Origin of the sequence: Mycolicibacter sinensis (genome assembly GCF_001667945.1) — a bacterium.
Taxonomy (GTDB): Bacteria; Actinomycetota; Actinomycetes; order Mycobacteriales; family Mycobacteriaceae; genus Mycobacterium; species Mycobacterium sinense_B.
In genome coordinates this window covers 26,272-52,539 of the sequence record NZ_LZJK01000022.1, presented here as the reverse complement: position 1 = coordinate 52,539, position 26,268 = coordinate 26,272, and the positions used below count along the sequence as shown (strand labels likewise).

The 26,268-nt window shown below is 68.7% G+C and carries 23 protein-coding genes and 1 pseudogene; 12 read left to right on the top strand and 12 right to left on the bottom strand.

What is annotated here, in order from left to right; genetic code table 11:
- Window positions 1–716, top strand: a 716-nt coding sequence (locus A5694_RS02245) for an HNH endonuclease signature motif containing protein (RefSeq protein ID WP_131809478.1), incomplete at its 5' end; no start/stop codon positions are given.
- Window positions 717–722: 6 nt separating this feature from the next.
- On the opposite strand, the gene A5694_RS02240 is transcribed toward A5694_RS02245, so the two are convergent.
- On the bottom strand, window positions 723–1,208 hold the full coding sequence (locus A5694_RS02240; RefSeq protein ID WP_064920228.1) for a flavin reductase family protein: 486 nt from the start codon (window positions 1,206–1,208) through the stop codon (window positions 723–725).
- 259 nt (window positions 1,209–1,467) lie between these two features.
- Between A5694_RS02240 and A5694_RS02235 the strand changes: the two genes are divergently transcribed.
- The 3 genes and pseudogenes from A5694_RS02235 to A5694_RS02225 all read left to right on the top strand — a co-directional run bounded on the left by A5694_RS02235 (window position 1,468) and on the right by A5694_RS02225 (window position 5,142).
- Window positions 1,468–3,303: an acyl-CoA dehydrogenase gene (locus tag A5694_RS02235; protein ID WP_064920227.1), complete on the top strand. Its 1,836-nt coding sequence runs from the start codon at window positions 1,468–1,470 to the stop codon at window positions 3,301–3,303.
- Between the two features lie 139 nt (window positions 3,304–3,442).
- Window positions 3,443–4,411: a GlxA family transcriptional regulator gene (locus tag A5694_RS02230; RefSeq protein WP_064920217.1), complete on the top strand. Its 969-nt coding sequence runs from the start codon at window positions 3,443–3,445 to the stop codon at window positions 4,409–4,411.
- Window positions 4,412–4,429: 18 nt separating this feature from the next.
- Window positions 4,430–5,142 (top strand): annotated as a pseudogene (locus A5694_RS02225) (DJ-1/PfpI family protein).
- A 173-nt stretch (window positions 5,143–5,315) separates the two neighbouring features.
- Here A5694_RS02225 and A5694_RS02220 read toward each other — a convergent pair.
- Complete coding sequence (locus tag A5694_RS02220; protein WP_109535567.1) at window positions 5,316–6,680, bottom strand: acetyl-CoA C-acetyltransferase; 1,365 nt, start codon at window positions 6,678–6,680, stop codon at window positions 5,316–5,318.
- A gap of 107 nt (window positions 6,681–6,787) precedes the next feature.
- Between A5694_RS02220 and A5694_RS02215 the strand changes: the two genes are divergently transcribed.
- Together A5694_RS02215 and A5694_RS02210 are read left to right on the top strand one after the other, a co-directional pair.
- The gene (locus A5694_RS02215; RefSeq protein WP_064920216.1) at window positions 6,788–8,152 is read left to right on the top strand and encodes a 3-oxoacyl-ACP reductase; all 1,365 of its coding nucleotides are present in this window, start codon (window positions 6,788–6,790) and stop codon (window positions 8,150–8,152) included.
- Between the two features lie 2 nt (window positions 8,153–8,154).
- Window positions 8,155–8,997 carry a MaoC/PaaZ C-terminal domain-containing protein gene (locus tag A5694_RS02210; RefSeq protein ID WP_064920225.1) on the top strand — a complete coding sequence of 281 codons (843 nt, stop codon included), beginning with the start codon at window positions 8,155–8,157 and terminating at the stop codon, window positions 8,995–8,997.
- Window positions 8,998–9,001: 4 nt separating this feature from the next.
- On the opposite strand, the gene A5694_RS02205 is transcribed toward A5694_RS02210, so the two are convergent.
- Complete coding sequence (locus tag A5694_RS02205; protein ID WP_064920215.1) at window positions 9,002–9,607, bottom strand: TetR/AcrR family transcriptional regulator; 606 nt, start codon at window positions 9,605–9,607, stop codon at window positions 9,002–9,004.
- 97 nt (window positions 9,608–9,704) lie between these two features.
- Here A5694_RS02205 and A5694_RS02200 point away from each other — a divergent pair, with 97 nt between their 5' ends.
- Window positions 9,705–11,171, top strand: a complete 1,467-nt coding sequence (locus tag A5694_RS02200) for a PE-PPE domain-containing protein (RefSeq protein ID WP_064920214.1) — start codon at window positions 9,705–9,707, stop codon at window positions 11,169–11,171.
- Between the two features lie 19 nt (window positions 11,172–11,190).
- Here A5694_RS02200 and A5694_RS02195 read toward each other — a convergent pair whose 3' ends face one another.
- Both A5694_RS02195 and A5694_RS02190 read right to left on the bottom strand, forming a co-directional pair.
- The gene (locus A5694_RS02195) at window positions 11,191–11,817 is read right to left on the bottom strand and encodes a TetR/AcrR family transcriptional regulator (RefSeq protein WP_064920213.1); all 627 of its coding nucleotides are present in this window, start codon (window positions 11,815–11,817) and stop codon (window positions 11,191–11,193) included.
- Window positions 11,818–11,893: 76 nt separating this feature from the next.
- Window positions 11,894–13,081 carry a glycoside hydrolase family 3 N-terminal domain-containing protein gene (locus A5694_RS02190; RefSeq protein WP_082952468.1) on the bottom strand — a complete coding sequence of 396 codons (1,188 nt, stop codon included), beginning with the start codon at window positions 13,079–13,081 and terminating at the stop codon, window positions 11,894–11,896.
- 134 nt (window positions 13,082–13,215) lie between these two features.
- Here A5694_RS02190 and A5694_RS02185 point away from each other — a divergent pair, with 134 nt between their 5' ends.
- Window positions 13,216–13,389, top strand: coding sequence for a DUF2613 domain-containing protein (locus A5694_RS02185; protein ID WP_019738802.1), 174 nt, complete (start codon window positions 13,216–13,218; stop codon window positions 13,387–13,389).
- Between the two features lie 58 nt (window positions 13,390–13,447).
- Window positions 13,448–17,695, top strand: a complete 4,248-nt coding sequence (locus tag A5694_RS02180; RefSeq protein ID WP_207515897.1) for an alpha-(1->3)-arabinofuranosyltransferase — start codon at window positions 13,448–13,450, stop codon at window positions 17,693–17,695.
- Between the two features lie 74 nt (window positions 17,696–17,769).
- Here A5694_RS02180 and A5694_RS02175 read toward each other — a convergent pair whose 3' ends face one another.
- Window positions 17,770–18,699, bottom strand: coding sequence for a hypothetical protein (locus A5694_RS02175; RefSeq protein ID WP_064920212.1), 930 nt, complete (start codon window positions 18,697–18,699; stop codon window positions 17,770–17,772).
- A 110-nt stretch (window positions 18,700–18,809) separates the two neighbouring features.
- Here A5694_RS02175 and A5694_RS02170 point away from each other — a divergent pair, with 110 nt between their 5' ends.
- Complete coding sequence (locus A5694_RS02170) at window positions 18,810–20,186, top strand: NADP-dependent succinic semialdehyde dehydrogenase (protein ID WP_064920211.1); 1,377 nt, start codon at window positions 18,810–18,812, stop codon at window positions 20,184–20,186.
- Between the two features lie 7 nt (window positions 20,187–20,193).
- On the opposite strand, the gene A5694_RS02165 is transcribed toward A5694_RS02170, so the two are convergent.
- The 6 genes from A5694_RS02165 to A5694_RS02140 form a co-directional block, all read right to left on the bottom strand.
- Window positions 20,194–21,138 (bottom strand): R2-like ligand-binding oxidase, encoded by a 945-nt coding sequence (locus tag A5694_RS02165; protein WP_064920210.1) that lies wholly within the window; start codon window positions 21,136–21,138, stop codon window positions 20,194–20,196.
- Window positions 21,135–21,818, bottom strand: a complete 684-nt coding sequence (locus A5694_RS02160; RefSeq protein ID WP_064920209.1) for a TetR/AcrR family transcriptional regulator — start codon at window positions 21,816–21,818, stop codon at window positions 21,135–21,137. Before A5694_RS02160 ends, A5694_RS02165 begins: the two co-directional genes overlap by 4 nt.
- A 53-nt stretch (window positions 21,819–21,871) precedes the next feature.
- On the bottom strand, window positions 21,872–22,321 hold the full coding sequence (locus A5694_RS02155) for a hypothetical protein (protein ID WP_064920208.1): 450 nt from the start codon (window positions 22,319–22,321) through the stop codon (window positions 21,872–21,874).
- Between the two features lie 70 nt (window positions 22,322–22,391).
- The gene (gene wrbA, locus A5694_RS02150; protein WP_064920222.1) at window positions 22,392–22,988 is read right to left on the bottom strand and encodes an NAD(P)H:quinone oxidoreductase; all 597 of its coding nucleotides are present in this window, start codon (window positions 22,986–22,988) and stop codon (window positions 22,392–22,394) included.
- A 12-nt stretch (window positions 22,989–23,000) separates the two neighbouring features.
- The gene (locus tag A5694_RS02145) at window positions 23,001–23,579 is read right to left on the bottom strand and encodes a CE1759 family FMN reductase (RefSeq protein WP_234786310.1); all 579 of its coding nucleotides are present in this window, start codon (window positions 23,577–23,579) and stop codon (window positions 23,001–23,003) included.
- Window positions 23,580–23,584: 5 nt separating this feature from the next.
- Complete coding sequence (locus A5694_RS02140) at window positions 23,585–24,682, bottom strand: LLM class flavin-dependent oxidoreductase (RefSeq protein ID WP_064920206.1); 1,098 nt, start codon at window positions 24,680–24,682, stop codon at window positions 23,585–23,587.
- Window positions 24,683–24,812: 130 nt separating this feature from the next.
- Between A5694_RS02140 and A5694_RS02135 the strand changes: the two genes are divergently transcribed.
- Together A5694_RS02135 and A5694_RS02130 are read left to right on the top strand one after the other, a co-directional pair.
- Window positions 24,813–25,271: a MarR family winged helix-turn-helix transcriptional regulator gene (locus tag A5694_RS02135; RefSeq protein WP_064920205.1), complete on the top strand. Its 459-nt coding sequence runs from the start codon at window positions 24,813–24,815 to the stop codon at window positions 25,269–25,271.
- A gap of 19 nt (window positions 25,272–25,290) precedes the next feature.
- Entirely contained in the window at window positions 25,291–26,268 is a 978-nt protein-coding gene (locus A5694_RS02130; protein ID WP_064920204.1) for a phosphotriesterase, read from the top strand.

The following is a 26,268-nucleotide window of genomic DNA, read 5'->3' as shown; positions in this document are numbered from 1 at the left end:
CGGGGGCTTCGCCGGCGGTCATTCATGTGATCGCCGAGCAGGCCACGATCGAGGGCACCAGTGGCGAGCCGGGATGGCTGGTGGACGCTGACGGGCTGGTCCCGGCGGAGATGATCGCCGAACTCGCCGCCTCGGCGCGGCTGGTGGCGTTGGTCCATCCCGGTGATGCCCCACCGGAGGCGGGATATGTGCCCTCGGCGGCGTTGGCGGCCTTTGTGCGGTGTCGGGATCTGACCTGTCGCTGGCCCGGCTGTGACCGTCCCGCCCTGGACTGCGACATCGATCACACCATTCCGTATGCCGACGGCGGCCCCACCCATGCCTCGAACCTGAAGTGTTTTTGCCGCACTCATCATCTGGTGAAGACGTTCTGGGGCTGGCGCGATGTCCAGCTGCCCGATGGCACCCTGATCGTGGCTTCACCGGCGGGGCACACCTATGTCACCACCCCGGGCAGCGCCCTGCTGTTTCCCCGCTTGTGTGTGCCCACCGGTGACCTGGCGCCATCGCAGCGGCAACCGGCGGCCGGGTGCGAGCAGCGCACCGCGATGATGCCGCGGCGCCGGCGCACCCGGGCCCAGAACCGCGCCGCACGCATCAACACCGAACGCAATCAGAACCGCAACGCCGGCGAAGCCCGCCGCGCCGCCCGCGCCGCGGCCCTCTGCCCCAAAGCGACACCCGGCACCGCCGACGACGACCCGCCACCCTTCTAAGGGAAGCTAGCCCCCGAGCCGGCGAAAACCGCTGCGGTGAAACACGATCGGCGTGATCTCCGGGTCCACCGTCAACTCGCGGACCCGCAGCACCACGATGGTGTGGTCGCCGGCGGGAACCAGTTGGTCGATCACGCTGCCCAACCACACCCCGGTGCCCTTGATGAACACGGCTCCGTCACTGGTGACCGTCTCCAGTCCGGCGAACCGGTCGCCGGTCTTGGCAGCCAGGGTGCGCGCCGCCACGTCGTGGGCCTCGCCGAGCACGCTGATGCCCAAGCGGGGCGCGTCTTTGAGCTTCGGCCACGTCGTCGAGGTGTTCTGTACGCAGAACGCCACCAAGGGCGGTTCCAGCGAGACCGGCACGAAGGTACTGGCGGCCAGGCCCACCCGGACACCGTCGATTTCGGCGGCGACAGCCACCACCCCGGACGGGAAATGTCCGAAGGCCTCCCGTAGCGCTGACGGGGTCAGATTGCTTGCGGAACTCACGTGCGCATTCACCGGGGACTCGTTCGCCTTGTCGGGTCTGGTCGGTGAAGAACCCTACCCGCCGCGCCCTGGCCTCGGCTGATCGGCCGGATCCCATCGCCGACCTCGGTGAGACCAACTGGTTGGTTAGTTAGCTATGAGGATGTAGCTCACACTGGCTTGCACTGTGGCCGCCAGGGGGTATATTTCAGTGCAGTTACTGGTGGGTAACTTAAGCCTGAGTACCCAACCACAGGTGGCATTCCATGAGGAGGAAGTAGTGAGCCACTACAAGAGCAATGTCCGTGACCAGGTATTCAACCTGTTCGAGGTCTTCGGCCTGGACCAGGTCTTCGGCCAGGGCGAGTACGCCGACCTGGACCTCGACACCGCTACGGAGATGCTCGGCGAGATGGTCCGACTGGCCGAAGGCCCGATTGCTGACTCGTTCGTCGACGGCGACCGCAACCCGCCGGTGTTCGACCCCGCCACGCACACGGTGACCCTGCCGGAGTCCTTCAAGAAGTCGGTGCGCGCCACCCTGGAAGGCGGCTGGGACCGGGTCGGCATCGCCGACGAACTCGGCGGCATGGCCATGCCCAAGGCACTGATGTGGGCGCTGCACGAGCACATCCTGGGCGCCAACCCGGCGGTGTGGATGTACGCCGGCGGGGCCGGGTTCGCCAACATCTTCTACCACGTGGCCACCGAAGAGCAGAAGAAATGGGCCGTGATCGCCGCCGAGCGTGGCTGGGGCTCGACCATGGTGCTCACCGAGCCGGACGCCGGCTCGGACGTGGGCGCCGGGCGCACCAAGGCCGTCCAGCAGCCCGACGGCTCCTGGCACATCGACGGTGTTAAGCGGTTCATCACCTCCGCCGACTCCGACGACCTGTTCGAGAACATCTTCCACCTGGTGCTGGCCCGCCCCGAGGGCGCCAAGCCGGGCACCAAGGGCCTGTCGCTGTTCTTCGTGCCGAAGTTCCTGTTCGACTTCGAAACCGGGGAGCTCGGTGAGCGCAATGGCGTGTTCGTCACCAACGTCGAGCACAAGATGGGCCTGAAGGTCTCGGCCACCTGTGAGCTCACCTTCGGTCAGCACGGGGTGCCGGCCAAGGGCTGGCTGGTCGGCGAGGTGCACAACGGCATCGCCCAGATGTTCGACGTGATCGAGCAGGCCCGGATGATGGTCGGCACCAAGGCCATCGCCACGCTGTCCACCGGCTACCTCAACGCGCTGGAGTACGCCAAGGAGCGGGTGCAGGGCGCCGACCTGACCCAGATGACCGACAAGACCGCGCCGCGGGTGACCATCACTCACCACCCGGACGTCCGCCGGTCGCTGATGACCCAGAAGGCGTACGCCGAGGGGCTGCGCGCGCTGTACATCTACACCGCCACCTACCAAGACGCCGCGGTGGCCGAGGCGCTGCACGGCGTGGACGCCGAGCTCGCGGTCAAGGTCAACGACCTGATGCTGCCGATCGTCAAGGGCGTCGGCTCCGAGCAGGCCTACGCCAAGCTCACCGAGAGCCTGCAGACCCTCGGTGGCTCGGGCTTCCTGCAGGACTACCCGATCGAGCAGTACATCCGCGACGCCAAGATCGACTCGCTCTACGAGGGCACCACGGCGATTCAGGCGCAGGACTTCTTCTTCCGCAAGATCATCCGGGACAAGGGCCAGGCGCTGGCACACGTCGCGGGTCAGATCGAGGCGTTCATCGCCAACGAGTCCGGCAACGGCCGGCTGAAGGCCGAGCGGGAGCTGCTGGCCACCGCGCTGGCCGACGTGCAGGGCATGGCGGCGACCATGACCGGCTACCTGATGGCCGCGCAGGAGGACATCTCCAGCATCTACAAGGTGGGGCTGGGTTCGGTGCGCTTCCTGATGAGCGTCGGCGACCTGATCATCGGTTGGTTGCTGGCCCGCCAGGCCGCGGTGGCGGTGGAGAAGCTCGACGCCGGCGTCGAGGGCGCCGACCGGGCGTTCTACGAGGGCAAGATCGCGGTGGCGTCGTTCTTCACCAAGAACTTCCTGCCGCTGCTGACCAGCACCCGCTCGGTGATCGATGCCATCGACAACGAGATCATGGAGCTCGACGAAGCGGCGTTCTAAGCGCTGCCGACACGGACCGCGCAGGCCTCCGGGGCGATCCCCTGGAGGCCTGTTGCATTATCAAGCCGGATGAGGCGTGTCCTGATTTGTGGGATGTATGGCGTAGACGCCACGGGAGTGGGCGGCCCACACTGATGGCGTGACCCACAAAGTCGTCATACTCGGCTATCCCGGCATCCAGGCGCTGGACGTGTTCGGGCCGTCGGAGGTGTTCGCCACGGCGTCGGGGGCGCTGCTCGGTGCTGGCCGTGGCGACGACGGGTACGACGTCACGGTGGCCAGCGCCGGCGGCGCCGCGATCGCCACCAGCAGTGGGCTGGCGCTCGCCCCCACCCCGCTGCCCGACCCCACCGAGGCCCTCGACACGGTGGTGCTGCCCGGCGGCGTCGGCGTTCACCGGGCCCGGACCGACGCAGGCACCGTGGAGTGGATCCGCACTGCAGCGGCCCATGCCCGGCGGGTGGTCAGCGTGTGCACCGGCGCATTTCTGGCCGCACAAGCCGGGCTGCTCGACGGCTGCCGTGCCACCACCCACTGGGCGTCCGCCGATGCGCTGGCGCGCGAGTTCCCAGCGGTCACCGTCGACCCCGAACCCATCTTCGTGCGCAGTTCGGCGGCGGTGTGGACGGCGGCCGGCGTCACCGCCGGAATCGATCTGACCCTGGCGTTGGTCGAAGAGGATCACGGGACCGAGGTCGCGCAGACGGTAGCTCGCTGGCTGGTGTTGTATCTGCGCCGGCCCGGCGGCCAGTCCCAGTTCGCGGCTCCGGCCTGGCTGCCGAGGGCACGTCGAGCGCCGATCCGCGACGTGCAGGAACTGATCGAGTCCGAACCCGCCGGCGCCCACCGGATTTCCGATCTGGCGGCCCGTGCCGCGATGAGCCCGCGGCACTTCACCCGGGTCTTCACCGACGAGGTCGGGCTCGCGCCCGGCGCCTACGTGGAGCGGGTGCGCACCGAAGCTGCACGCCGACAGCTCGAAGAGACCGACGACACCGTCGTCGCGATCGCCGGCCGCTGCGGCTTCGGCACCGCAGAAACGCTGCGCCGCACCTTCATCCGTCGGCTCGGCATCTCCCCCGACCACTACCGCAAGACGTTCGCCTGACACCGAAGGGACAAATCCATGCAGATCGCGATCGTGCTGTATCCCGGCTTCACCGCCCTGGACTTCATCGGCCCTTATGAGGTGCTGCGCTGGCTGCCGGACACGCAGGTGCGGTTCGTCTGGCACGAGCCGGGGCCGATCACCGCCGATTCCGGTGTACTGATCGTCGGGGCCACCCACTCATTCAACGAAACACCGTCACCCGACGTCATTTTGGTGCCCGGCGGCATGACGACGACCGAGCACGCCCGCGACGAGAAGCTGCTGGACTGGGTGCGGCGCGCCCACGCGACGGCCACCTGGACGGCGTCGGTGTGCTCGGGCTCGATCGTCCTGGCCGCCGCCGGCCTGCTGGCCGGTAAGCGCGCCACCTCGCACTGGATGGCGCTTCCTGCACTCAAGGCGTTCGGGGTCACCCCGGTCAGTGACGAACGCATCGTGCACTGCGGTGACATCGTCACCTGTGCGGGGGTCTCAGCCGGTATCGATCTCGGTTGTGGCTGGCCGGGCGGATCGGCGGCGAGGCCCGCGCGAAGGCGATCCAGCTGTCGATGGAGTACGACCCGCAGCCGCCGTTCGACTCCGGTCACATGTCGAAAGCGTCGGCGAAGACCAAGGCGGCGGCTACCGCGCTGATGGCCCGGGATCTGGCCACGCCGGCGCAGTTGAAGGCCTCCGCAATGCTGCTGTGGGACCGGGCTATCGGCGCGGCCCGGACCCGACGGGGCTAGCCGCGGCTCACCGGGGGCAGAAGTTGGCCGCCGCTGGATCCCCTCAGTCCAGCGGCGGGCCAAGCCCAGGCTGCTCCGCGGTGCCGCCGGGGGCAGACGGCCACACGGAGCGAGCCGTGGGCGTCGACTACCCCGCGGTAACGCGGCACAAACCTGGTCTGCGGCGCAGACCGCTACGCCTCCAGGATGGCGGCCACGCCTTGGCCGCCGGCGGCGCAGATCGAGATCAGCGCACGCACCGGCTTGTTCTTCTTGGCGGCCTTGGCTTCAGCGATCTGCTTGGCCGCCTGGGCTACGATCCGCCCGCCGGTGGCCGCAAAGGGGTGGCCGGCGGCCAGCGACGAGCCGTTGACGTTGAGCTTGGACTTATCGATCGAGCCCAGCGCGGCATCCAGTCCCAGGCGTTCCTTGCAGTAGTCCTCGGATTCCCACGCCGCCAGGTGGCACAGCACCGTCGAGGCGAACGCCTCGTGGATCTCGTAGAAATCGAAGTCCTGCAGGGTCAATCCGTTGCGGGCCAGCAGCCGCGGCACCGCGTAGGTCGGGGCCATCAGCAGCCCGTCGGGCCCGTTGACGTAGTCGACGGCGGCCGTCTCGGAGTCGACGAAGTAGGCCAGCGGGGTCAGCTTGTGCGCGGCCGCCCACTCCTCGCTGGCCAACAGCGCCACCGACGCGCCGTCGGTCAGCGGCGTGGAGTTGCCCGCGGTCATGGTGGCGTCGCCGGCCTTCGCGCCGAACACCGGCTTGAGCGTGGCCAGCTTCTCCGGGCTGGACTCGGGCCGCAGGTTGTTGTCCCGGTAGAGCCCCTGAAACGGTGTGACCAGGTCGTCGAAGAAGCCACGGTCGTAGGCGGCGGCCATGTTGCGGTGGCTCGCGGCGGCCAGCTCGTCCTGGTCGACCCGTTTGATTCCCATCTGCTTGGTGGTGATCGCCTGGTGCTCGCCCATGGAAAGGCCGGTGCGGTTCTCCTTATTGGCCGGGATCTCCACGCCCAGGGCGGCGGGCAGCTTGCCGACCAGCTTGAGGCGCTGCATGTTCGACTTGGACCGGCGCAACGCCAACAGCGTGCGGCGCAGCTCGTTGCCGACCTCCAGGGGCGCGTCGGAGGTGGTGTCCACCCCGCCCGCGGCGGCCACCTCGTAGCGACCGGCGGCGATACCGTCGGCTGCGCAGATCGCCGCCTGCAGGCCGGTGCCGCAGGCCTGCTGCAGATCGAAGGCGGGCGTGTACGGCGACAGCGCCGAGCCGAGCACGCACTCGCGGATCAGGTTGAAGTCACGGCTGTGCTTGAGCACCGCGCCGCCGATCACCGCGTCCAGCTTCTCGCCGGACAGCCCGAACCGGTCGACCAGGCCGCCGAGCGCCGCGGTGAACATGTCCTGGTTGGACGCGCTGGCGTAGGCGCCGTCGGACCGTGCGAACGGAATGCGGTTGCCACCGAGAACGGCGACGCGACGTCGCGCGCCGGTGTCGGCGGGTGTGGACTTAGCAGCAGATCCAGATGCCACGATCTCTCCGTCTACTGGGGCGCCCCGCATTGCCGGGGCGGTTGGACGTGATACTACCCAGTATTCTTACTCTGGAGTAAGTTCGTTGTCGACACCGTCGCCTGCACCAGGCACGTCCCCACACGGAAGGCAGCTACGTGGCTCCCAAGCTTCCCTCGGACTTGTTGTCCCAGATCATGAACTCCGGCCCCGGATCGTTTTTGGCCAAGCAACTCGGCGTTCCGCAGGCCGAGACGCTGCGCCGCTACCGGGTCGGCGAGCCGCCGCTGGCCGGACCGCTGCTGATCGGCGGCGAAGGCCGGGTGGCCGAGCCGCTACGCGCCGCACTCGCCGGCGACTACGAGGTGGTCGGCGACAACCTCGGCGGCCGGTGGGCCGACTCCTTCGGCGGGCTGGTCTTCGACGCCACCGGTATCACCTCGCCGGCCGGGCTGACCGCGCTGCATGAGTTCTTCACGCCGCTGCTGCGCAACGTGGGCCGCTGCGGGCGGCTCGTCGTGGTCGGCACCACCCCGGATGCGACCGGCAGCGTCGACGAACGGATCGCGCAGCGCGCGCTGGAGGGCTTCACCCGCTCGCTGGGCAAGGAGCTGCAGCGCGGCGCCACCGTGCAGCTGGTGTATCTGTCCCCGGACGCCAAGCCCGGCGCCACCGGCCTGGAGTCGACGATGCGGTTCATCTTGTCGGCCCGCTCGGCCTACGTCGACGGGCAGGTGTTCTACGTCGGCGCCGATGACGCCACCGCGCCGGCCGACTGGGACCGCCCGCTGGAGGGCAAGGTGGCGATCATCACCGGCGCCGCGCGCGGCATCGGGGCCACCATCGCCGAGGTGTTCGCCCGCGACGGCGCCAAGGTGGTGGCGATCGATGTGCCGGGTGCCGCCGAGGCGCTGGAGAAGACGGCCGCCCGGGTGGGCGGTACCGCGTTGGCCCTCGACGTCACCGCCGACGACGCAGTCGAGCAGATCACCGCGCACCTCAAGGAACACCATGGCGGTAAGGCCGACGTTTTGGTCAACAACGCCGGGATCACCCGCGACAAGCTGCTGGCCAACATGGACGACGCCCGGTGGAACGCGGTTCTGGCCGTGAACTTGCTTGCACCGCAACGCCTCACCGAGGGTTTGGTGGCCAATGGCAGCATCGGCGAGGGCGGCCGGGTGATCGGTCTGTCGTCGATGGCCGGGATCGCCGGCAACCGTGGCCAGACCAACTATGCGGCCACCAAGGCCGGCATGATCGGGCTGACCGACGCGCTGGCGCCGGTGCTGGCCGCCAAAGGCATCACGATCAACGCCGTCGCCCCCGGGTTCATCGAAACCGACATGACGGCGGCGATCCCGCTGGCCACCCGCGAGGTCGGCCGCCGGCTCAACTCGCTGTTCCAGGGCGGCCAGCCCGTCGACGTCGCCGAGTTGATCGCCTACTTCGCCGGTCCGGCGTCGAACGCGGTTACCGGCAACACGATCCGGGTCTGCGGCCAGGCCATGCTGGGGGCATGACCGTGAACCAACCGAGTGGATGGAAGAACATGTTGCGTGCGGTCGCTGGGGCGCTGCCGTTCGTTCCCCGCGCCGGCACCCTGCCGGACCGCACGCTGCGGGTCGACGAACTGGCCATCGACCCCGGCCATGTCGCCGAGTACGCCGCGGTCACCGGGCTGCGCTACGGCGACCAGGTACCCCTGACCTACCCGTTCGCGTTGACCTTCCCCACGGTGATGGAGTTGGCCACCGGCTTCGATTTCCCCTTCGCCGCAATGGGTTCGGTGCACACCGAGAACCGGATCGTCCAGCACCGGCCGATCGCGGTCACCGACACCGTCGGCGTCAGCGTGCACGCGGAGAACCTGCGCGAGCATCGCAAGGGCCTGCTGGTCGACATCGTCACCGACATCAACGTCGGCAACGATCCGGCCTGGCATCAGGTGACGACGTTTCTGCATCAGCAGCGCACCAGCCTGTCCGACGAACCGAAGCCGCCACCAGCCAAGCAGCCCAAGCTGGGCCCGCCGAACGCGGTACTGCGGGTCACCCCGGGCCAGATCCGCCGCTATGCCTCGGCCGGCGGCGATCACAACCCGATCCACACCAGCGGCCTCGGCGCCAAGCTGTTCGGCTTCCCTACCGCGATCGCTCACGGGATGTTCTCCGCGGCAGCGGTTCTGGGGAACATCGAGGGTACGCTCCCGGACGCGGTGGACTACTCGGTGCGGTTCGGCAAGCCCATGCTGCTGCCGGCCAGCCCGGGTCTCTACGTCGAGCGGGTCGGCGGCGGCTGGGATCTGGCGCTGCGCAACATCGCCAAGGGCTATCCGTATCTGACCGCCATGGTGCGAGCGCTCTAGCCCATCAGTCACCTTCGGCAGGGACGCCGGCCGCCCTGAGCAGGTTGGCCTTGCTGACCTCCCAGTGGGCACTGATGAAATCGAGCCCCCACACCGGGATCGAGATCACCAGTCCGCGGACGACCACCATCACCGTGTCCATGTAGTCGACCGCGGAGAAACCCGGAGCGGGGGCAGGCAGCGCTTCGGCAGAGGCGACGGCCAGGCGAAAGATGTGCTGCTCCAACGACTTCACCGTCTCGGCGACCTGTGGGTCCGTCCAACACGCGGCCCACAGCTGCGCGACGGAAAGTGCCTGCGGCGTAGTGAATTCGCGCCAGATCAGGTCAAGGAAGCCGCTCAGGTCGAGTGCGGCGGTCGCGGCAGTCTCCTCGAAGTGGACGCGGGCTTGATTCGCCAGTTCGACGGCAAGCTGGGCGACCGCCGCTGTCACCAGGTCATCGCGGCTCGGGAAGTGGTACATCACCGTGCTCTGCGAAACGTTCACGGCCCCGGCCACCCGGCGCGTCGTGACCGCCGCAACTCCCTCGTTCCGCAGTTGCTCGACCGCCGCAGCCACCAGTGCTTGACGCGTGGCAGCGCGCTGTTCGGCCCGCGTGGCGTGTTTCATTGGGATTCCCCTATTGCGTCGACATGTGCGTCACAGCTAATCTGACTGATCAGGTGAACAGTCAACCGCGGCTCAAGTCATTGTAAGGACGGGCGCTATGACCGGTCGGATCCTCCGCTCTCTCAACCTCCTGCCGCTGGCGCTCGCCCCCGCCGTCGCACTGAGCGTCGTACCCGGGCTGAACCCGGCCGTGACGAGATCGGTTCTGGCGCAAGCAGAGTTGTTGGACACCGAGTCGTGGATCATGGGCGGCAGCGGCCTGCCGATACCTCCCCAGAGCTACATCGACGCGCTGAGCGCCCGCTACATCAACCCCGCCACCCCGTTCTTCGACGGCCAGCCCCGCTACCCGGTGGACGCGACCAACGGTCTGTTCACGCCGGAAGGCCTGTACCCCAACAGCGGCGTCAAAAGCCTCGAGCTGGATCCGTCGTTGGCCCAGGGCGTCGCCATCCTGCACAACACGATCGACCAACAGATCGCCGAGGGGAACAACCTCGTCGTACTGGGCTACTCGCAAAGCAGCACCATCTCCACCATGGTGATGCGCGATCTGCTGGCGCTGCCCGCCGACCAACGGCCGACCGCCGACCAGTTGGCCTTTGTGCTGCTCGGCGCGCCCAACAATCCCAACGGCGGCTTGTTCGAACGTTTCGACGTGTTGACCGACGGCAGCTACCCGACCATCCCCAGCCTGGGCATCACCTTCAACGGCGCGATCCCGGAAGACACCCCGTGGGACACCACCGTCTACACACTCGAGTACGACGGCTATGCCGACTTCCCGAAGTACCCGATCAACTTCCTGGCCGACCTCAACGCGGTCCTGGGGATCATCTACGAGCACACGATCTATCCGAACCTGACCGACGAGCAGTTGGCGACGGCCATCGAACTGCCGATGAGCGAGGGCTACGACGGCAACACCCACTACTTCATGATTCCCAGCGAGATCCTGCCGCTGTTGATGCCGCTGCAGTCCATCCCGGTCATCGGCCAGCCGCTCTATGACCTGCTGGAACCGAGCATGCGGATCCTGGTGAACCTGGGCTACGGCAGCATCACCGACGGCTGGGCGGCCGGCCCGGCCGATGTGGCCACCCCGTTCGAGTTTCTCCCGACCGACCTCAACTGGGGTGAGGTCCTGACGGCGCTGGGCAACGGCGCGCAGCAGGGCTGGACCAACTTCGTCAACGACCTGTCGAATCTGTCTTTCCCCAGTGCGGCGGATCTTTTCGGTTCATCGGCCGGAGACGTTGCGGCGCTGTCGATGCCCAGCCTCACCGAGATCGTCAACGCGTTCACCAGCGTCACCTCGACGGCGTATGCCGCGCTGCTTCCCACCGCCGACATCTTCACCGCCATGCTCACCACGGCGCCGGCGTATGCCTTCGAGGTGTTCGCCCAGGAACTCGCCCAAGGTGACATCGTCAACGCCATCGGCCTGCCGCTCGCCGGCGTCGTCGGATTAGGCACCCTGGCAGCCGGTTTCGAATTCCTGGCCATCAACGGCGCGATCAGAGACATCACCGCGACCCTCCAGGATCTGTTCCAGGCAGGCTAGGGCGCACGCCTGAACGCCCTTACCCGGCGGCAGCGCTCTCCGCGCCATCACGGCCGCCGGGGGCTTCCTTGAGCCCTCGCCAGAACAGGTCGATCATCAGCTGGCCCGCCTCGTCGACGTCGGTGTCGCCGGTGCTGACCCGGCTGGCGATCGCCTCGCCGGCGCCCACCAGCGCCACCGCCATCAGCTCGAAGTCGACGCCAGGCTCGGGGTTGCGGGTTCCGGCCCGCAACAGCCGGCCGACCAACTCCACGATCCGCTCGCGGCCCTCCCGCACGGTGTGGGCGAACGCCTGTGAGCTGGTGGCCTGCGCATACATCACGATCCATGACGCCCGATTGGCGTCGATGTAGTGCAGGAATGATCGGATCGTGTTGCGCAGCAACTCTTTCGGGGGCTGCTGGAAGTCGATGGCGGTGCGCACCGCCTCGACGAAGCGCTGCAGCTCCCGGTCCAGGCACGCCCCGAACAGCTCCTCCTTGGAGCCGTAGTACAGGTACAGCATCGGCTTGGAGATCTGCGCGGCCGCCGCGATCGAGTCCATCGAGGTTTCGTGGTAACCGTTGATCGAGAACATCTGCACGGCGGCGTCGAGCATCTGCTGTTCCCGCACGGCCCGCGGTAACCGCTTGCTGCCAGCTGCCATCGCTCGGAGTCCTTCCGCGTTCTGCCTGACGGACGATCTTACCGAAGAGTAACTTCTGCGGATGGCGACGCTGGGATCAGCCGTGGCAGTGGGTGCCGGGCTTTTTGGCCGCGGCCACCCGCGCCAGCGAGGCGTCGATGCCCTCCTGCTTCAGTTCGCCGGCGGCGACCGCCTGCTCGAGGCGGTCCAGCACCGCCGGGACCTCGTCGGTGGTCACCCACAGCGCGACGTCGACACCGGCCTGCAGGCTGCGCAATACGGCCTCGGCAACGCCGTAGTGCTCGGTGATGGCGGCCATGGACGACAGGTCGTCACTGAACACCAGCCCGCCGAAGGCCGGGCCGTGATAGTCGGTGCCGGTGCGCAGCAGGCCAACCGCGGCCGGGCTCAGGCTGGCGGGGTCCTCGGTGAGGCCGGGCACCTCGAGGTGGCCCATCATCACTGCCACCGGCCCCTGGGTGACCAAAGTGCGGTACGGCACCAGGTCGTCGTCTTGCAGCTGCGCCAACGGCGGCGTGCTCACCGCCCCGGCGGTGTGCGAGTCACCGGAGCCGTGCCCATGCCCGGGAAAGTGCTTGAGCACCGGCAGCAGCCCGGCATCGCGCAGCCCGTCGGCGTAGGCCCCGGCGTACTCGGTGACCCGGGCCGGATCCGAACCGAACGAACGGTCCCCGATCACGGTGTCGTCGTCGGTACCGGCGTCCACCACGTCGACGACGGGCGCGAAGTCGATGGTGATGCCCAGGTCGGCCATCTTGCGGCCCCGCTCGGCCGCCAGCTCGCGGACCTGCGCGACACTGCGCGTGGCGGCCAGGTCCTTCGCCGACGGCGAGGACCCGATCAGCGACGACAGCCGAGACACCCGGCCGCCCTCCTCGTCGACACTGACCGCCAGCGGCAGCGGGCCGGTAGGGGCTTGGCTTTCGTGGATCTCCTTCAAAGAACCATCGGTCAGCATCGACAGCTCAGTCCAGCTGCCGATGAAGATGCCGCCGACATGGTGGTCGGTCACCACCGCCCGCGCATCGGCCGCATCGCGCACCCCGACCATCACCAGCTGCGCCAACTTGTCCCGGATCGGCAGGGCCGCCAGCTGCTCGCAGAGCTGATCCGCCCCTGCGGCGGCGGCCTTGGTGGACTCCGAGGGCTCCGGAGAGGACACCGCAGGCGTCTCCGAGCGGTGCGAGCAGGCCGCCACCAGCGCCGGCAGCATGACGGCCGCCACTAGCAGACCGGGCAGTTGTCGAGTCAGCGATCCGGGCATCGCACCATGCTGTCACGGCCGGAAAATCCGGGCTGGCAGGGCCCGCATGCTACGTTGACGGGCGGGGGTTCAGCGGGGGCAGCGTTTGGTAGTGCCCCGAGATCACGTCGCGGGACTGCGGAAGGAGCCAGACCATGCCTCGGTTCGTGGTGCCGGCGGCCATCAGCATCGTCGTCGGGGTGTTGCTCGGCGCGGCGGCTGTTTTCGGGGTCACCCTGATGGTCCAACAAGACACCAAGCCGCAGATCGCCGGTGGCGACCCGGCGTCCTCGGTGCTGAACAGGGTGGAATACGGCAACCGCGGCTGACCTGCGTACGCCGCCAGTTTCCGGCCACCCCCAGGCGGAGTCGCAGGATGTAACACCGTTGTCGCGGCGCTGGCTGTGGCTGGTCAGTGCGGTCGCTTTGGCGTGCAGCTTCCTGCAGGCGCCCGGCCGGATCTCCCCCGACACCAAACTCGACCTGACCGCCGATCCGCTGCGGTTCTTGGCCCGCGCGGTCAACCTGTGGAGCAGCGAACTGCCGTTCGGCCAGGTCCAGAACCAGGCCTACGGCTACCTGTTCCCGCACGGCGCCTTCTTCCTGATCGGCGACCTGGCTGGGCTGCCCGGCTGGGTCGTCCAGCGGCTGTGGTGGGCCCTGCTGCTCACGGTCGGATTCTGGGGCCTGCTGCGGGTCGCCGAGACGCTGCGGATCGGGACGCCGACGGCGCGGCTGATCGGCGCCGCGGCCTTCGCCCTATCCCCGCGGGTGTTGACCACCCTGGGCTCGATCTCCTCGGAGACGCTGCCGATGATGCTGGCCCCGTGGGTCCTGCTGCCGGTGATCCGGGCACTGAGCGGTACCGAAACCCCCGGGCGCGGTGTGCGCCTGCTGGCCGGCCAGGCCGGGGTCGCGGTTGCCCTGATGGGCGCCGTCAACGCCGTCGCGACGCTGGCGGGTTGTCTGCCGGCGATCATCTGGTGGCTGTGTCATCGCCCGAACCGGCGCTGGTGGTCGTTCACCTTCTGGTGGCTGGTGGCGTTGGCGCTGGCCGTGACATGGTGGGTAATCGCCCTGGTGTTGCTGGGCCGGGTGAGTCCGCCGTTCCTGGACTTCATCGAATCCGCCGGCGTGACCACCCGCTGGACGTCGCTGACCGAGATGCTGCGCGGCACCCACAGCTGGACACCGTTCGTCGCACCGAACGCCACCGCTGGGGCGCCGCTGGTCACCCGCCCGGTGCTGATCCTGGGCACCTGCCTGGTGGCCGCCGGCGGTCTCGCCGGCCTGACCGGCCTGCTGCGCCGCGGAGTGCCCGGCGCCGGGCGGCTGGTGACCATGCTGCTGATCGGGGTGACCCTGCTGGCGATCGGCTATGCCGGCGGTCTGGGTTCGCCGCTGGCCCACCCGGTGCAGGCGTTCCTCGACGGCGCCGGCGCCCCGCTGCGCAACGTGCACAAGCTCGAGTCGGTGATCCGGATCCCGCTGGTGCTGGGGTTGACCTACCTATTGGGGCGGATCCCGCTGCCGGGCAGCACGCCGGCGCCGGTGTGGCGGCGCGCCTACGCCCACCCCGAGCATCACAAGGCGGCGGCGGTCGGCCTGGTGCTCCTGACGGCGCTGATGGTCAGTACGTCGCTGGCCTGGACCGGCCGACTCACCCCGCCCGGGACGTTTGCCGAACTGCCCCAGTATTGGCGCGATGCCGCGGCCTGGCTCAGCGCACACCGTGACGGCGGACCGACCCCGGGGCGGGTGCTGGTGGCGCCGGGGGCACCGTTCGCCACCCAGACCTGGGGGAACAGTCACGACGAACCCCTTCAGGTGCTCGACGTCGGTCCGTGGGGGGTACGGGACTCGATCCCGCTGACCCCGCCGCAGACCATCCGGGCCCTGGACTCGGTGCAGCGCCTGTTCGCCGCCGGCCGCCCGTCGGCCGGGCTTGCCGATACCCTTGCCCGGCAAGGCATTTCGTATCTGGTGGTGCGTAACGACCTGGATCCCGACACCTCGCGGTCGGCCCGGCCGCTGCTGGTGCACCGCGCCGTCGACGGTTCACCGGGGCTGCACCGGGTGGCGCAGTTCGGCGAGCCGGTGGGCTCGGGCACAGTACCGGGATTCGTCGCCGACAGCGGCCTGCGCCCGGCCTATCCGGCGATCGAGATCTACCGGGTCGACTCGGGGGCCGGCGGGAATCCGGGCGCGCCGTATCTGGCCGAGCTCGACGCGATGCCGCGGGTCGCGGGCGGCCCGGAGGTGCTGCTGCGGCTGGACGAGCACCGCCGGCTGCGCGGCGGGCCGGTGCTCGGCCCGGTGCTGATGACGGCCGACGCGCGGCGCGCCGATCTGGGTGGCCCCCGCCACGGGGTCACCGTCACCGACACCCCCCTGGCCCGCGAGACCGACTACGGCCGGGTCGACGACCATTCCTCGACGATCCGCGCCGCCGGCGACGCCCGCCACACCCACAGCCGGGTGCCGGACTATCCGACGCCCGGTGCCGCCACCGTCTTCGGCGGCTGGATCGGCGGGCGGCTCACCGCGTCGAGTTCCTCCTCGGACGCCACCACACTGCCCGACGTCGCGCCCTCGACATCGCCGGCCGCGGCCATCGACGGCGACCCGGGCACCGCGTGGGTGTCCAACGCACTGCAATCGGCAGTCGGTCAGTGGCTGCAGGTGGATTTCGATCGCCCGTTGACCAACGGCACCATCACCGTGACACCCAGCGCGACGGCCGTCGGCGCGCAGGTACGCCGGATCCAGATCTCCACGGTCAACGGCACCACCACGCTGCGGTTCGACCACGCCGGCGAGCCGCTGACCGCCGCGCTGCCCTACGGTGAGACGCCCTGGGTGCGCATCACGGCGTCGGGCACCGACGACGGATCGCCCGGCGTGCAGTTCGGTATCACCGACCTGTCGGTCACCCAGTACGACGCCTCCGGTTTCGCCCATCCGGTCGACCTGCGCCACACCGCCTTGGTCCCGGCCCCACCGGCCGGTGCGCAGGTGGCGCAGTGGGATCTGGGGGCCGGCTTACCGGGCCGGACCGGGTGTGCGGCGACCTCCGAGACGGTTCGCTGTGCGGCCTCGATGATGCTGGAGCCCGAGGAGCCCGCCACCTTCAGCCGCACCCTGAACGTGCCGCGGCCGATGTCGGTGACCCCGACGGTCTGGGTGCGCCCACGCCAGGGGCCCAACCTGGTCGATCTGGTCGCCGAGCCGGGCACCGTACGAGCTCACGGCGACGCCGATGTGCTCGATGTGCTCGGGTCGGCGTACGCCGCCGCGGACGGCGATCCGCGTACCTCTTGGACAGCGTCGCAGCGGGTGGTCGCCCACCGATCTCCGCCGACGCTGTCCATCAGCTTGCCGCGGCCGGTCGAGGTGACCGGATTGCAGTTCACCGCCAGCAGGTCGCCGCTGCCGGCACGGCCCACGCTGGTGGCCGTCGATCTCGGCTCGGGCCCGCAAGTCAGGCAGCTGGAGGAGTCCAATGATCAGCGGGTGCGCTTGCAGCCGCGGGTCACCGACACCGTCAAGATCAGCCTGTTGGCCTGGGAAGACGTGATAGACCGAACCGCGATCGGCTTCGACCAGCTCAAACCGCCGGGGCTGGCCGAGGTCAGCGTGCTCGGCGCCGACGGCCGTCCGGTCGCCCCGGCCGACGCCGCCCGCAACCGGTCACGGCGAGTCAGCGTCGGCTGCGGGCACGGCCCGATCATCGCGATCGCCGGGCGGTTCGTCCACACCTCGATCACGACCACCGTGGGCGCCCTGCTCGATGACGAGCCGGTGCCGGCGCAGCCCTGCGATTCGCAGCCGATCGCACTGCCGCCCGGCGAACAGGAGTTGCTGATCAGCCCGGGGTCGGCGTTCGTCGTCGACGGTGCGACGCTGTCGTCACCGGCGGCCGCGCGCCAGGTGGCCGGAGCCGCGACGACGCCCGCTGTCATCGGCACCTGGAGTGCGGCTCGCCGGGAGGTGACGGTTTCCGGCGCGGCGACCTCCCGGGTGCTGGTCGTTCCGGAGAGCATCAACAGCGGTTGGGTGGCGCGCACCCCTGATGGCACCCCACTGGTTCCGGTCGCGGTGAACGGCTGGCAGCAGGGCTGGGTGGTGCCGGCGGGCACGGACGGCACGATCACCTGGGAGTTCGGGCCCAACCGGATGTATCGCCTGGGGATGGCCGGTGGGCTGGCCCTTTTGCCGCTGTTGGCGCTGTTGGCCTGGTGGCCGGCGCGGCGCGTCCGCGATCCCGGGCCGCCGGCCCGGCCCTGGCGGCCCAGCCCGCGAATGGCGGTGGTCGGCGCGCTGACGGTCGGCGCGCTGATCGCCGGGACCGCCGGAGCCGCGGTGTTCGGGGCGGTGCTGGTGATGTTGTTCGTGCTGCGGCATCGGCAGCGCGCGTTCGATGCGGCGCGGCTGGGGTTGAGTGCCGGGGGCTTGATCCTGGCGGGAGCGGTGTTGTGCCGCCATCCGTGGCGGTCGGTGGACGGCTATGCCGGCCATTCGGCGGGGGTGCAGTTGGCGGCGCTGGTCTCGGTGGCGGCGCTGGCCGCGACTGCGGCGGTGGTCGCAAGCGCGGCGGAGCCTGCGGAGCCGGGCGCAGCGGGCCACCGCGACTAACCCCGGTGGTCGCAAGCGCGGCGGAGCCTGCGGAGCCGGGCGCAGCGGGCCACTGGGGCCCATGGGAACTGGGATCAGGGTGCGGCTTCGAGCTTCTCGATCTGGGTGTTGAACAGCTTCACCAATGCCTCGGCGTTCGCCGCCTCGTCGGCCTCATCGGTCTCGGTTCGCAGCCCGATGTCGTTGCTGGTGGCGACGACGAGCACGCCACGGTAGTAACCGGAGATCGTCGAAGCGGTGATCGCGATCGGCAGCCGGATGGCGGCCTTGCTGGAACTGGTGATCACCGTCGCGACCGCCCAGGGCGGCACCCCTTCGGCGTCCAGCGGGCTGAGCTGGATATCAGTGGTCACGCTGCGCCCACCGGCCTCGAAGGTCTGCTTGAACGACTGGCACTTGTCCAGGAACGCCTTGAGATTGGGGTGGTCCGGCGTAAGAGCCAGGCGCACCCTCATCGAGTGCAGTCCACCGGGTTGCAGCTTGGCCAACGTGGCCGTCGCCGTCTGGGTGGCCGACTTGGGGCTCGAGTAGAAGTCCGCGCATTCCGGCGGGTCGACGGTCAGATTCGGCATCTCCGAAGGGGTGTCGCCGGCGCTGTTGACCCCGCTGATCCACTTGCCGCCCGTGGAGTCCGGAAAGGACGCCCGGTCGACCAGCATGTCGGAGGTCAACTCGGTGATGTCGGGCTTGCGGGAGGGCTTCTCCTCGGCGGTGAGGCGACCACCGAAGCTCAACACCAGTCCGACGATCACCACGACCGCCACCGCCGCCGCGGCTAGCGAAAGCCACAGCACCTTGCGTGACCTGTGCTCGGGCACCGGCATCGGCCACGGCGCCCCGTAGGGCGGGTAGGGCACCGGAGTTGCCGCGCCCTGACCGAAGTCGTCCACCCACAGCTGCCAACCCGGAGGCGGGGGCGGCCACGACGGATCCGGCGCCCAGTTGGCGTCCGGCGCCCAGCCGGGCGGCGCGGGCGGCCAGTTGGGCGGGGGGTTGAAACGCATCCGTTGACTCCCGTATCGATGTCTGAGGCTGGCTCGTCGCGAGCCTACGCGGTTCGATGGTGGCAGGCTGGACCTGCACACGCCACACCGCAGCGCCCGAAGGAGACCCCGTGCCCGCAATTGCCACCACCAACCCGGCGACCGGGGAGACCGTCAAGACGTTCACCGCAGCCACCGAGGCGCAGATCGACGCCGCGATCGCCCGCGCCGCAGCCCGCTTCACCGACTACCGTCGCACCGATTTCGCCCAGCGCGCCCGGTGGACGCACGCGGCCGCGGACCTGCTGGAGGCCGAAGCCGACGAAGTCGCCGCGATGATGACGCTGGAGATGGGCAAGACCCTGGCCTCGGCCAAGGCCGAAGCGCTCAAGTGCGTCAAGGGCTTCCGGTTCTACGCCGACCACGCCGAAGCGCTGCTGGCCGACGAGCCTGCCGAGGCCTCGACGGTGAACGCGTCGAGGGCGTTCGCGCGTTACCAGCCGCTCGGGGTGGTGCTGGCCGTGATGCCGTGGAACTTCCCGCTCTGGCAAGCGGTCCGGTTTGCTGCGCCGGCCCTGATGGCCGGCAACGTCGGCCTGCTCAAACACGCCTCCAATGTGCCGCAGACCGCGCTGTACCTGGCAGACCTGTTGTCCCGCGCGGGTTTCCCCGACGGCTGCTTTCAGACCCTGCTGATCGGCTCGGGCGCCGTCGAGCGGGTGCTGCGCGACCCGCGGGTGGCGGCGGCCACCCTGACCGGCAGCGAACCGGCCGGGCGGTCGGTCGCGGCGATCGCCGGCGACGAGGTCAAACACACCGTGCTGGAACTCGGCGGCAGCGACCCGTTCATCGTGATGCCCTCCGCCGACCTGGAGGCCGCCGTGGCTACCGCGGTCAAGGCCCGGGTACAGAACAATGGCCAATCATGTATCGCGGCAAAGCGGTTCATCGTCCACGCCGACATCTACGACGATTTCGTGGCCAAGTTCACCGATCAGATGGCGGCGCTGCGGGTCGGCGATCCCACCGACCCGGAGACCGACGTCGGGCCGCTGGCCACCGAGCAGGGCCGCGACGAGGTCGAGCAGCAGGTCGACACCGCAGCGGCGGCCGGCGCGGTGATCCGCTGCGGCGGCAAGCGACTCGACCGCCCGGGCTGGTTCTACCCGCCGACCGTGGTCACCGACATCACCCGTGACATGGCGCTGTTCACCGAGGAGGTGTTCGGCCCGGTGGCGTCGGTCTACCGCGCCGCAGACATCGATGAGGCGATCGAGATCGCCAACGCGACCACGTTCGGCCTGGGATCGAACGCCTGGACCCGCGACGAAGCCGAGATCAGCCGATTCGCCGACGAGATCGAGGCCGGCCAGGTCTTCATCAACGGGATGACGGTGTCCTACCCGGAGTTGCCGTTCGGCGGGATCAAACGGTCGGGCTATGGCCGGGAGCTGTCCGGACACGGCATTCGCGAGTTCTGCAACCTCAAGACGGTGTGGGTGGCCTGAGCTCGGTTCATGCGGAGGCGGCGGCCAGCAGCTTGCTGTCCTCGTCGGCGAACGTGTCTTCCAGTTGCACGGGTGAGTAGTCCAGGTCGATTTCGCCGACAGGGCGGCCGCGGGCGCTGCTGATCGTGCCGAAGCGGCGCATTCCCTTGTCCATGGCGTAGTTGAACACCACGTCGGGCGACAGGCCGAATGGGGTGTCGCCACCGTAGATCGCGTCTCCCTCGGCGGTGTAGCTGCCCAGTAGCGGCATGAGCTCGTTCATGCGGGCTTCGAACACCGTCCAGTTCGCGTCGTCGGCGGCGACGTGGCGCCGGCAGGTGAAGGTGCCCCAAGCCATGTGGCGTCGCTCGTCGTCGGCGATGTGCCCGACCAGCGCCTGCATGCCCGGAAGGATGCCGTGCTGCACGCAGATCTTGTGCCAGGCATAGTAGCCGGTCAGCGCCAGCGTGCCCTCGACGAAGTGGTTGTAGGTCACCGACGCGCGCACCTGCGCCGCCGGTGACGGATCACTCGACAACGCGGCGAGCGATTCCGGCAGCTCTTCGTTGAAGATCCGCCGATAGGTCGGCAGCGGTTCCAGGTAACTGTCGAGCTGCTCGGTGATCCCGACCGCGTCGAGCCACATCCGGAACACCTGGGTGTGCTTGGCCTCCTCGAAGGCGAACTGGGTCAGATACATCTCGTCGCCGAGGCGGCCCTCGGCGCGCATCGCCGCCATGAACGGCTGGATGTCCTGGGTCACCGACTCCTCACCGGCGATGAACTGCGCGCACAGCCGGACGGCGTAATCGCGTTCCCGGTCGGTCAGCGATTCCCAGTCCTGGCGGTCACGGGAGAAGTCGATGTCGGCGGGGTTCCAGAATTTCGCGTTGCCACCGGCAAAGAGCTTGAGCGGCAGACTATCCCAATTCAGTCCGCCCGCAGCCAGGGAGTCGAAATGGGTACGGGTCATGGAACTGCCTCCTCCGATGGGTGCCGAGGGCGAGTTGTCTCGCCGCCGAATGCCGCGGCCAGCACGGCGACCAGCCGGCGTACCGCCAGGGCCGGTTGTTCCGGGGTGGGCTCGTCGAGTCCGAGGATGGGGTCGATTCCCCGCACGTAGGGGGCCAGCGCCAGATGCGGGAAGATCAGCAGCAGCAGCGACAGCAGCGCCTCGGTATCGGCGTCGGCGCGTAGATCGCCGCGGTCGCGTGCCTCACGTACCAGGGGGCGTAGCACCTCCAGGTAGTGCCGGTGCATGACCGTACGCACACTGATCCGGGCGTCGGTGTCGACTTCCAGGCTGGCGGCGGCGTGCAGGGCCCGCTCCCGCGGGTGATCGGCGAAGTAGGCGACCCACACGTCGAGCATGTCGGTGAGGAATTCGAAAAACGGCCTGCTGGAGTCGAGTTCGACGATCTTTCGCTCCATGTGGGAGCGCACCCGTTGACCCGCGGTGTCGGCGACGAACGCGTACAGGTCGGCCTTATCGGCGAAGTACTGGAACAGGCTGCCCTTGGCAACCTTGGCACGCCGGGCGATGACGTTGAGGCTGCCGTGCGAGAAGCCGCGCGAGCTGAACTCCGCTTCGGCGGCCTCCAGCACGGCGGCCCGGCGTACCGGGTCGACCCGTCCCCACGTCACCGTCGGCATCGGACCACCTCACTGGAATGACCACTGGTCATCCTAGTGTGAGGTGCATCACGTCACAAGGGGGCGACGGCGGCCGGTCTGCGTGTGCGTGACAGCAGTTCGTCGAGGATCAGCCCGGCGCCGATGGCCAGCATCCAGGAGTCCTTGGCCAGCGGGATGCCGTCCGGTGTCGGACGCAGGCTCTGCCTGCGCCGCAGCCCCGGGGTCCGCAGGTACATCCCCAGCAGGCCACCGGAGAACCCCACCAAACCTGCCCCGGCAAGCATCGACGGCACCACCGGGATGAGCAGTGCCGCGCCCAACGCCGCCTCCGCGTAGCCGAGCAACCGGGTGAAGGCCATCGGGTCGAACGATGAGAGGAACGGGTAGGTACCGGATGCCATCCCGTGTACCTGTTGGGCCGTCTGTTCGTCGGGTTCGGTGTGGTTGATTCCGGCGTCCAGAATGAACGCCCCGGTGGCCAGCCGCACCGGAAGGTGACGCAGCCGCATCAAGATCTTCATTGGCGAATCTCCATCTCGTAGGTGGCCGTGGTCTACCCGAGGAGGAGTTGGGTCAATCGCGAGCCGCTGGTCAACCCAGCTTGGCGGCGACGCCCACCACCCGGGTGGCCAGGTGATCGAGCGCGGCGAGAGTGGCGTCGTTCAGCTCGTTCTGGTTGTCCGGGCCGGTGACGTGCCCGACCCCGTAGGGGTTGCCGTCGGCGAACTTGACCGGGTCGGTGTAACCCGGCGGCACCAGAATCCCGCCGAAGTGCATCAGGGACACATAGAGATTCAGCAGCGTAGCCTCCTGCCCGCCGTGCTCGGTCTGGCTGGAGGTGAAGCCGGCGTAGACCTTGTCGGCGAGCGCCCCCTGGGCCCACAACCCGCCCAGCGAGTCGAGGAACGTCCGCAATTGGGCTGCCGGAGAACCGAACCGGGTGGGCGAGCCGAAGATGACCGCATCGGCCCAGACGATGTCGTCGCCGGTGGCGGCCGGTTGGTCCTTGGTCGCCTCGTAGTTGGCCGTCCACGCGGGGTTGTGCGCGAAGGTGGCCGGGTCCCGTGTCTCCTCGATGTGCCGCAGCCGCACCTCGGCGCCCGCCGCCTCACCCGCCTTCGCCACCCGCTGCGCCATCGCCGTGCCGTGTCCGGTGGCCGAGTAGTAGATAACCGCCAACTTCGTCATTTTCACTGCTCCTTACTGTTGGGCGCCTGCAAGCAGGCGGTGCATCTCATCGAGTTCGGCGCTGACCGCTTCGCCGCGGCCGGGCGCGCACATTTGTACAATTCGCGCGAAATCGTTGGCCCCCTGGGCGATCCGCTCGTCCAGCCCACGCGCACCAAAGTCCGATGTGGCGGCGTAGACCCCGGTGGGTGACACCAAAGCGTGCAGATAGCTGAACATCGGCCGCAGGGCGTGATCGAGCACCAGGGAGTGCCGCTCGGTTCCGCCGGTCGCTGCGATGAGCACCGGCGTGCCGTTCAGGGTCTGCTCCGGAAGTACGTCGAAGAACGACTTGAACAGTCCGCTGAAGGTCGCGTTGAACGTCGGCGTCACCGCGATCAGCCCGTCGCAGCCGGCGACCGTCTCAAACACCTGCTCCAGTTCCGGCGCGGCGAACCCGGTCAGCATGGCATCGGTGATCGCCCGAGCCAGGTGACGCAGCTCGATGATGTCGATGTCGCCATGGCCGAGCTTGGCGCGCACCGCCTCGCCTAGCCGCTCGGCCAGCAGCCGGGTGGACGACGGCTCACCCAGCCCACCGCTGATCACCACCAGTTTCAAGACGCCTCCCGGATCTCGGGCCGACGCGCGGCCGCAACCAGCGACCGGTGCGTCGGCGCGTCGGGAACGTGCGCCGGCCGGCCGATCGCGAATTCCTTGCGCAACACCGGGATAACGTGCTCACCCAGCAGATCGAGCTGTTCCAGCACCGTCTTCAGCGGCAGGCCCGCATGGTCTATCAAGAACAGTTGGCGCTGGTAGTCACCGACGTAGTCCCGGAAGCCCAGGGTCTTGTCGATCACCTGTTGTGGTGAGCCGACCGTCAGCGGGGTCTGGGCGCTGAACTCCTCCAGGCTCGGGCCGTGCCCATAGACCGGGGCGTTGTCGAAGTGGGGCCGGAACTCGTTCACCGCGTCCTGACTGTTGGCCCGCATGAACACCTGCCCGCCCAGCCCCACGATCGCCTGGTCGGCGCCGCCGTGGCCGTAGTGCTCGAAGCGCTGACGATAGAGCTGCACCATCCGCTTGGTGTGTGACGGCGGCCAGAAGATGTGGTTCGCGAAGAAGCCATCGCCGTAATGCGCGGCCAGTTCGGCGATTTCCGGACTGCGGATGGAACCGTGCCAGACAAACGGGGGAACCCCGTCCAGCGGGCGCGGCGCCAGCGTGAACCCGTGCAACGGAGTTCGGTACTCCCCGTCCCAGTCGACGACGTCCTCGCGCCACAGCCGGCGCAACAGCTGATAGTTCTCCACCGTCAGCGGCAGGGCCGCCCGGATGTCCTTGCCGAACCACGGGTACACCGGGCCGGTGTTGCCGCGCCCCAGCATCAGATCGACCCGGCCGTCGGCGAGGTGTTGCAGCACGCTGTAGTCCTCGGCCAGCTTCACCGGGTCGTTGGTGGTGATCAACGTGGTGGCGGTGGTCAGCTGGATCCGTTCGGTCTGGGCCGCGATGTAACCCAGCAGGGTGGTCGGCGACGAGGGCACGAACGGCGGGTTGTGATGCTCGCCGGTGGCGAAGACGTCCAGGCCCACCTCCTCGGCCTTCTTGGCGATCGCCACGGTCGCTTTGATCCGCTCGGCTTCGGTCGGCTTGCGGCCCGTGGTGGGGTCGGCGGTGACATCGCCGACGGTGAAGATGCCGAACTGCATACCAGTGCTCGACACGCCTGCCCTCCTCATGTTGGCTACTCTAGCTGATAGTTGACAACGAAACTAGTTTCCCATTATTCCGGCCGCTACCGCCGGGACACTCGTTCCAAAATCAACTATTGTGGTGGGCATGGACACGCAGTGGCTCAGCCCGGAGGAACATCGGATGTGGCGCGGGTACCTCGACAGCACCCGACTGCTGCTACGTGCCCTGGACCGGCAACTGGCCACCGACGCGCGGCTCAACCTGCCCGACTTCGAGATCCTGGCACTGTTGTCCGAGGCCCCGCAGCACCGGATGCGGATGAACGAGCTGGCCGACATCACTGTTACGACCCGCAGCGGGGTCACCCGAGCGGTCAAACGGCTGACCGACGCCGGCTGGGTCCACCAGGTCAAATGCGAGGAGGACAAACGCGGGCAGTACGCCGAGCTCACCGAGGCGGGCATGGCGAAGCTGCGCGAGGCGGCGCCCGGGCACGTGAACGCGGTGCGCGCCAACCTCTTCGATCTGCTCAGCCCGCGTGAGGTGGAACTGTTCGCCCACGCCTACGCACAGATCCGCGACAATCTCGTACACGACGGCTAGACGTCCCTACGATCACCCCATGTCGCAATGTCACACCGTTCGCGGACCGATCGACACCGCCGACCTCGGCGTCACCCTGATGCACGAACACGTGTTCATCATGACCACCGAGATCGCGCAGAACTATCCGGACGCCTGGGGCGACGAGGACGCCCGGGTGGCCGACGCGATCGCCCGGCTCAACGAGTTGAAGGCCGCCGGAGTCGACACCATTGTCGACCTGACGGTGATCGGGCTGGGCCGCTACATTCCGCGCATCGCTCGGGTCGCCGCGGGCACCGACCTGAACATCGTGGTGGCCACCGGCGTCTACACCTACAACGACGTGCCGTTCTTCTTCCACTACCGGGGGCCCGGCACCATGCTGGACGGCCCGGAGATCATGGCCGACATGTTCGTCCGCGACATCGAGTCCGGCATCGCCGACACCGGGGTCAAGGCGGCGATCCTCAAGTGCGCCACCGACGAACCCGGCGTCACCCCCGGTGTCGAGCGGGTGCTGCGCGCGGTCGCCCAGGCCCACCGGCGTACCGGCGTACCGATCTCCACCCACACCCACGCCGGGCTGCGGCGCGGCCTGGAACAGCAACGCATCTTCGAAGAAGAGGGCGTCGACCTGTCCCGCGTAGTCATCGGGCACTCCGGGGACAGCACCGACCTGGGCTACCTGGAAGAACTGATCGCGGCCGGCTCGTATCTGGGCATGGACCGATTCGGCATCGACCTAATCCTGCCGTTCGAGGACCGGGTCAACACGGTGGCGCAGCTGTGCGAGCGCGGCCACGCCGACAAGATGGTGCTCTCCCACGACGCCAACTGCTATTTCGACGCGCTGCCCGGTGAACTGAGCTCGGTGGCCGCCCCCAACTGGCATTACCTGCACATCCACAATGACGTGATTCCGGCGCTGCGGCAGCGCGGCGTCACCGACGACCAGCTGCGCACCATGCTGGTGGACAACCCGCGCAAGATCTTCGAGACCTCCGGGGCCTACTGA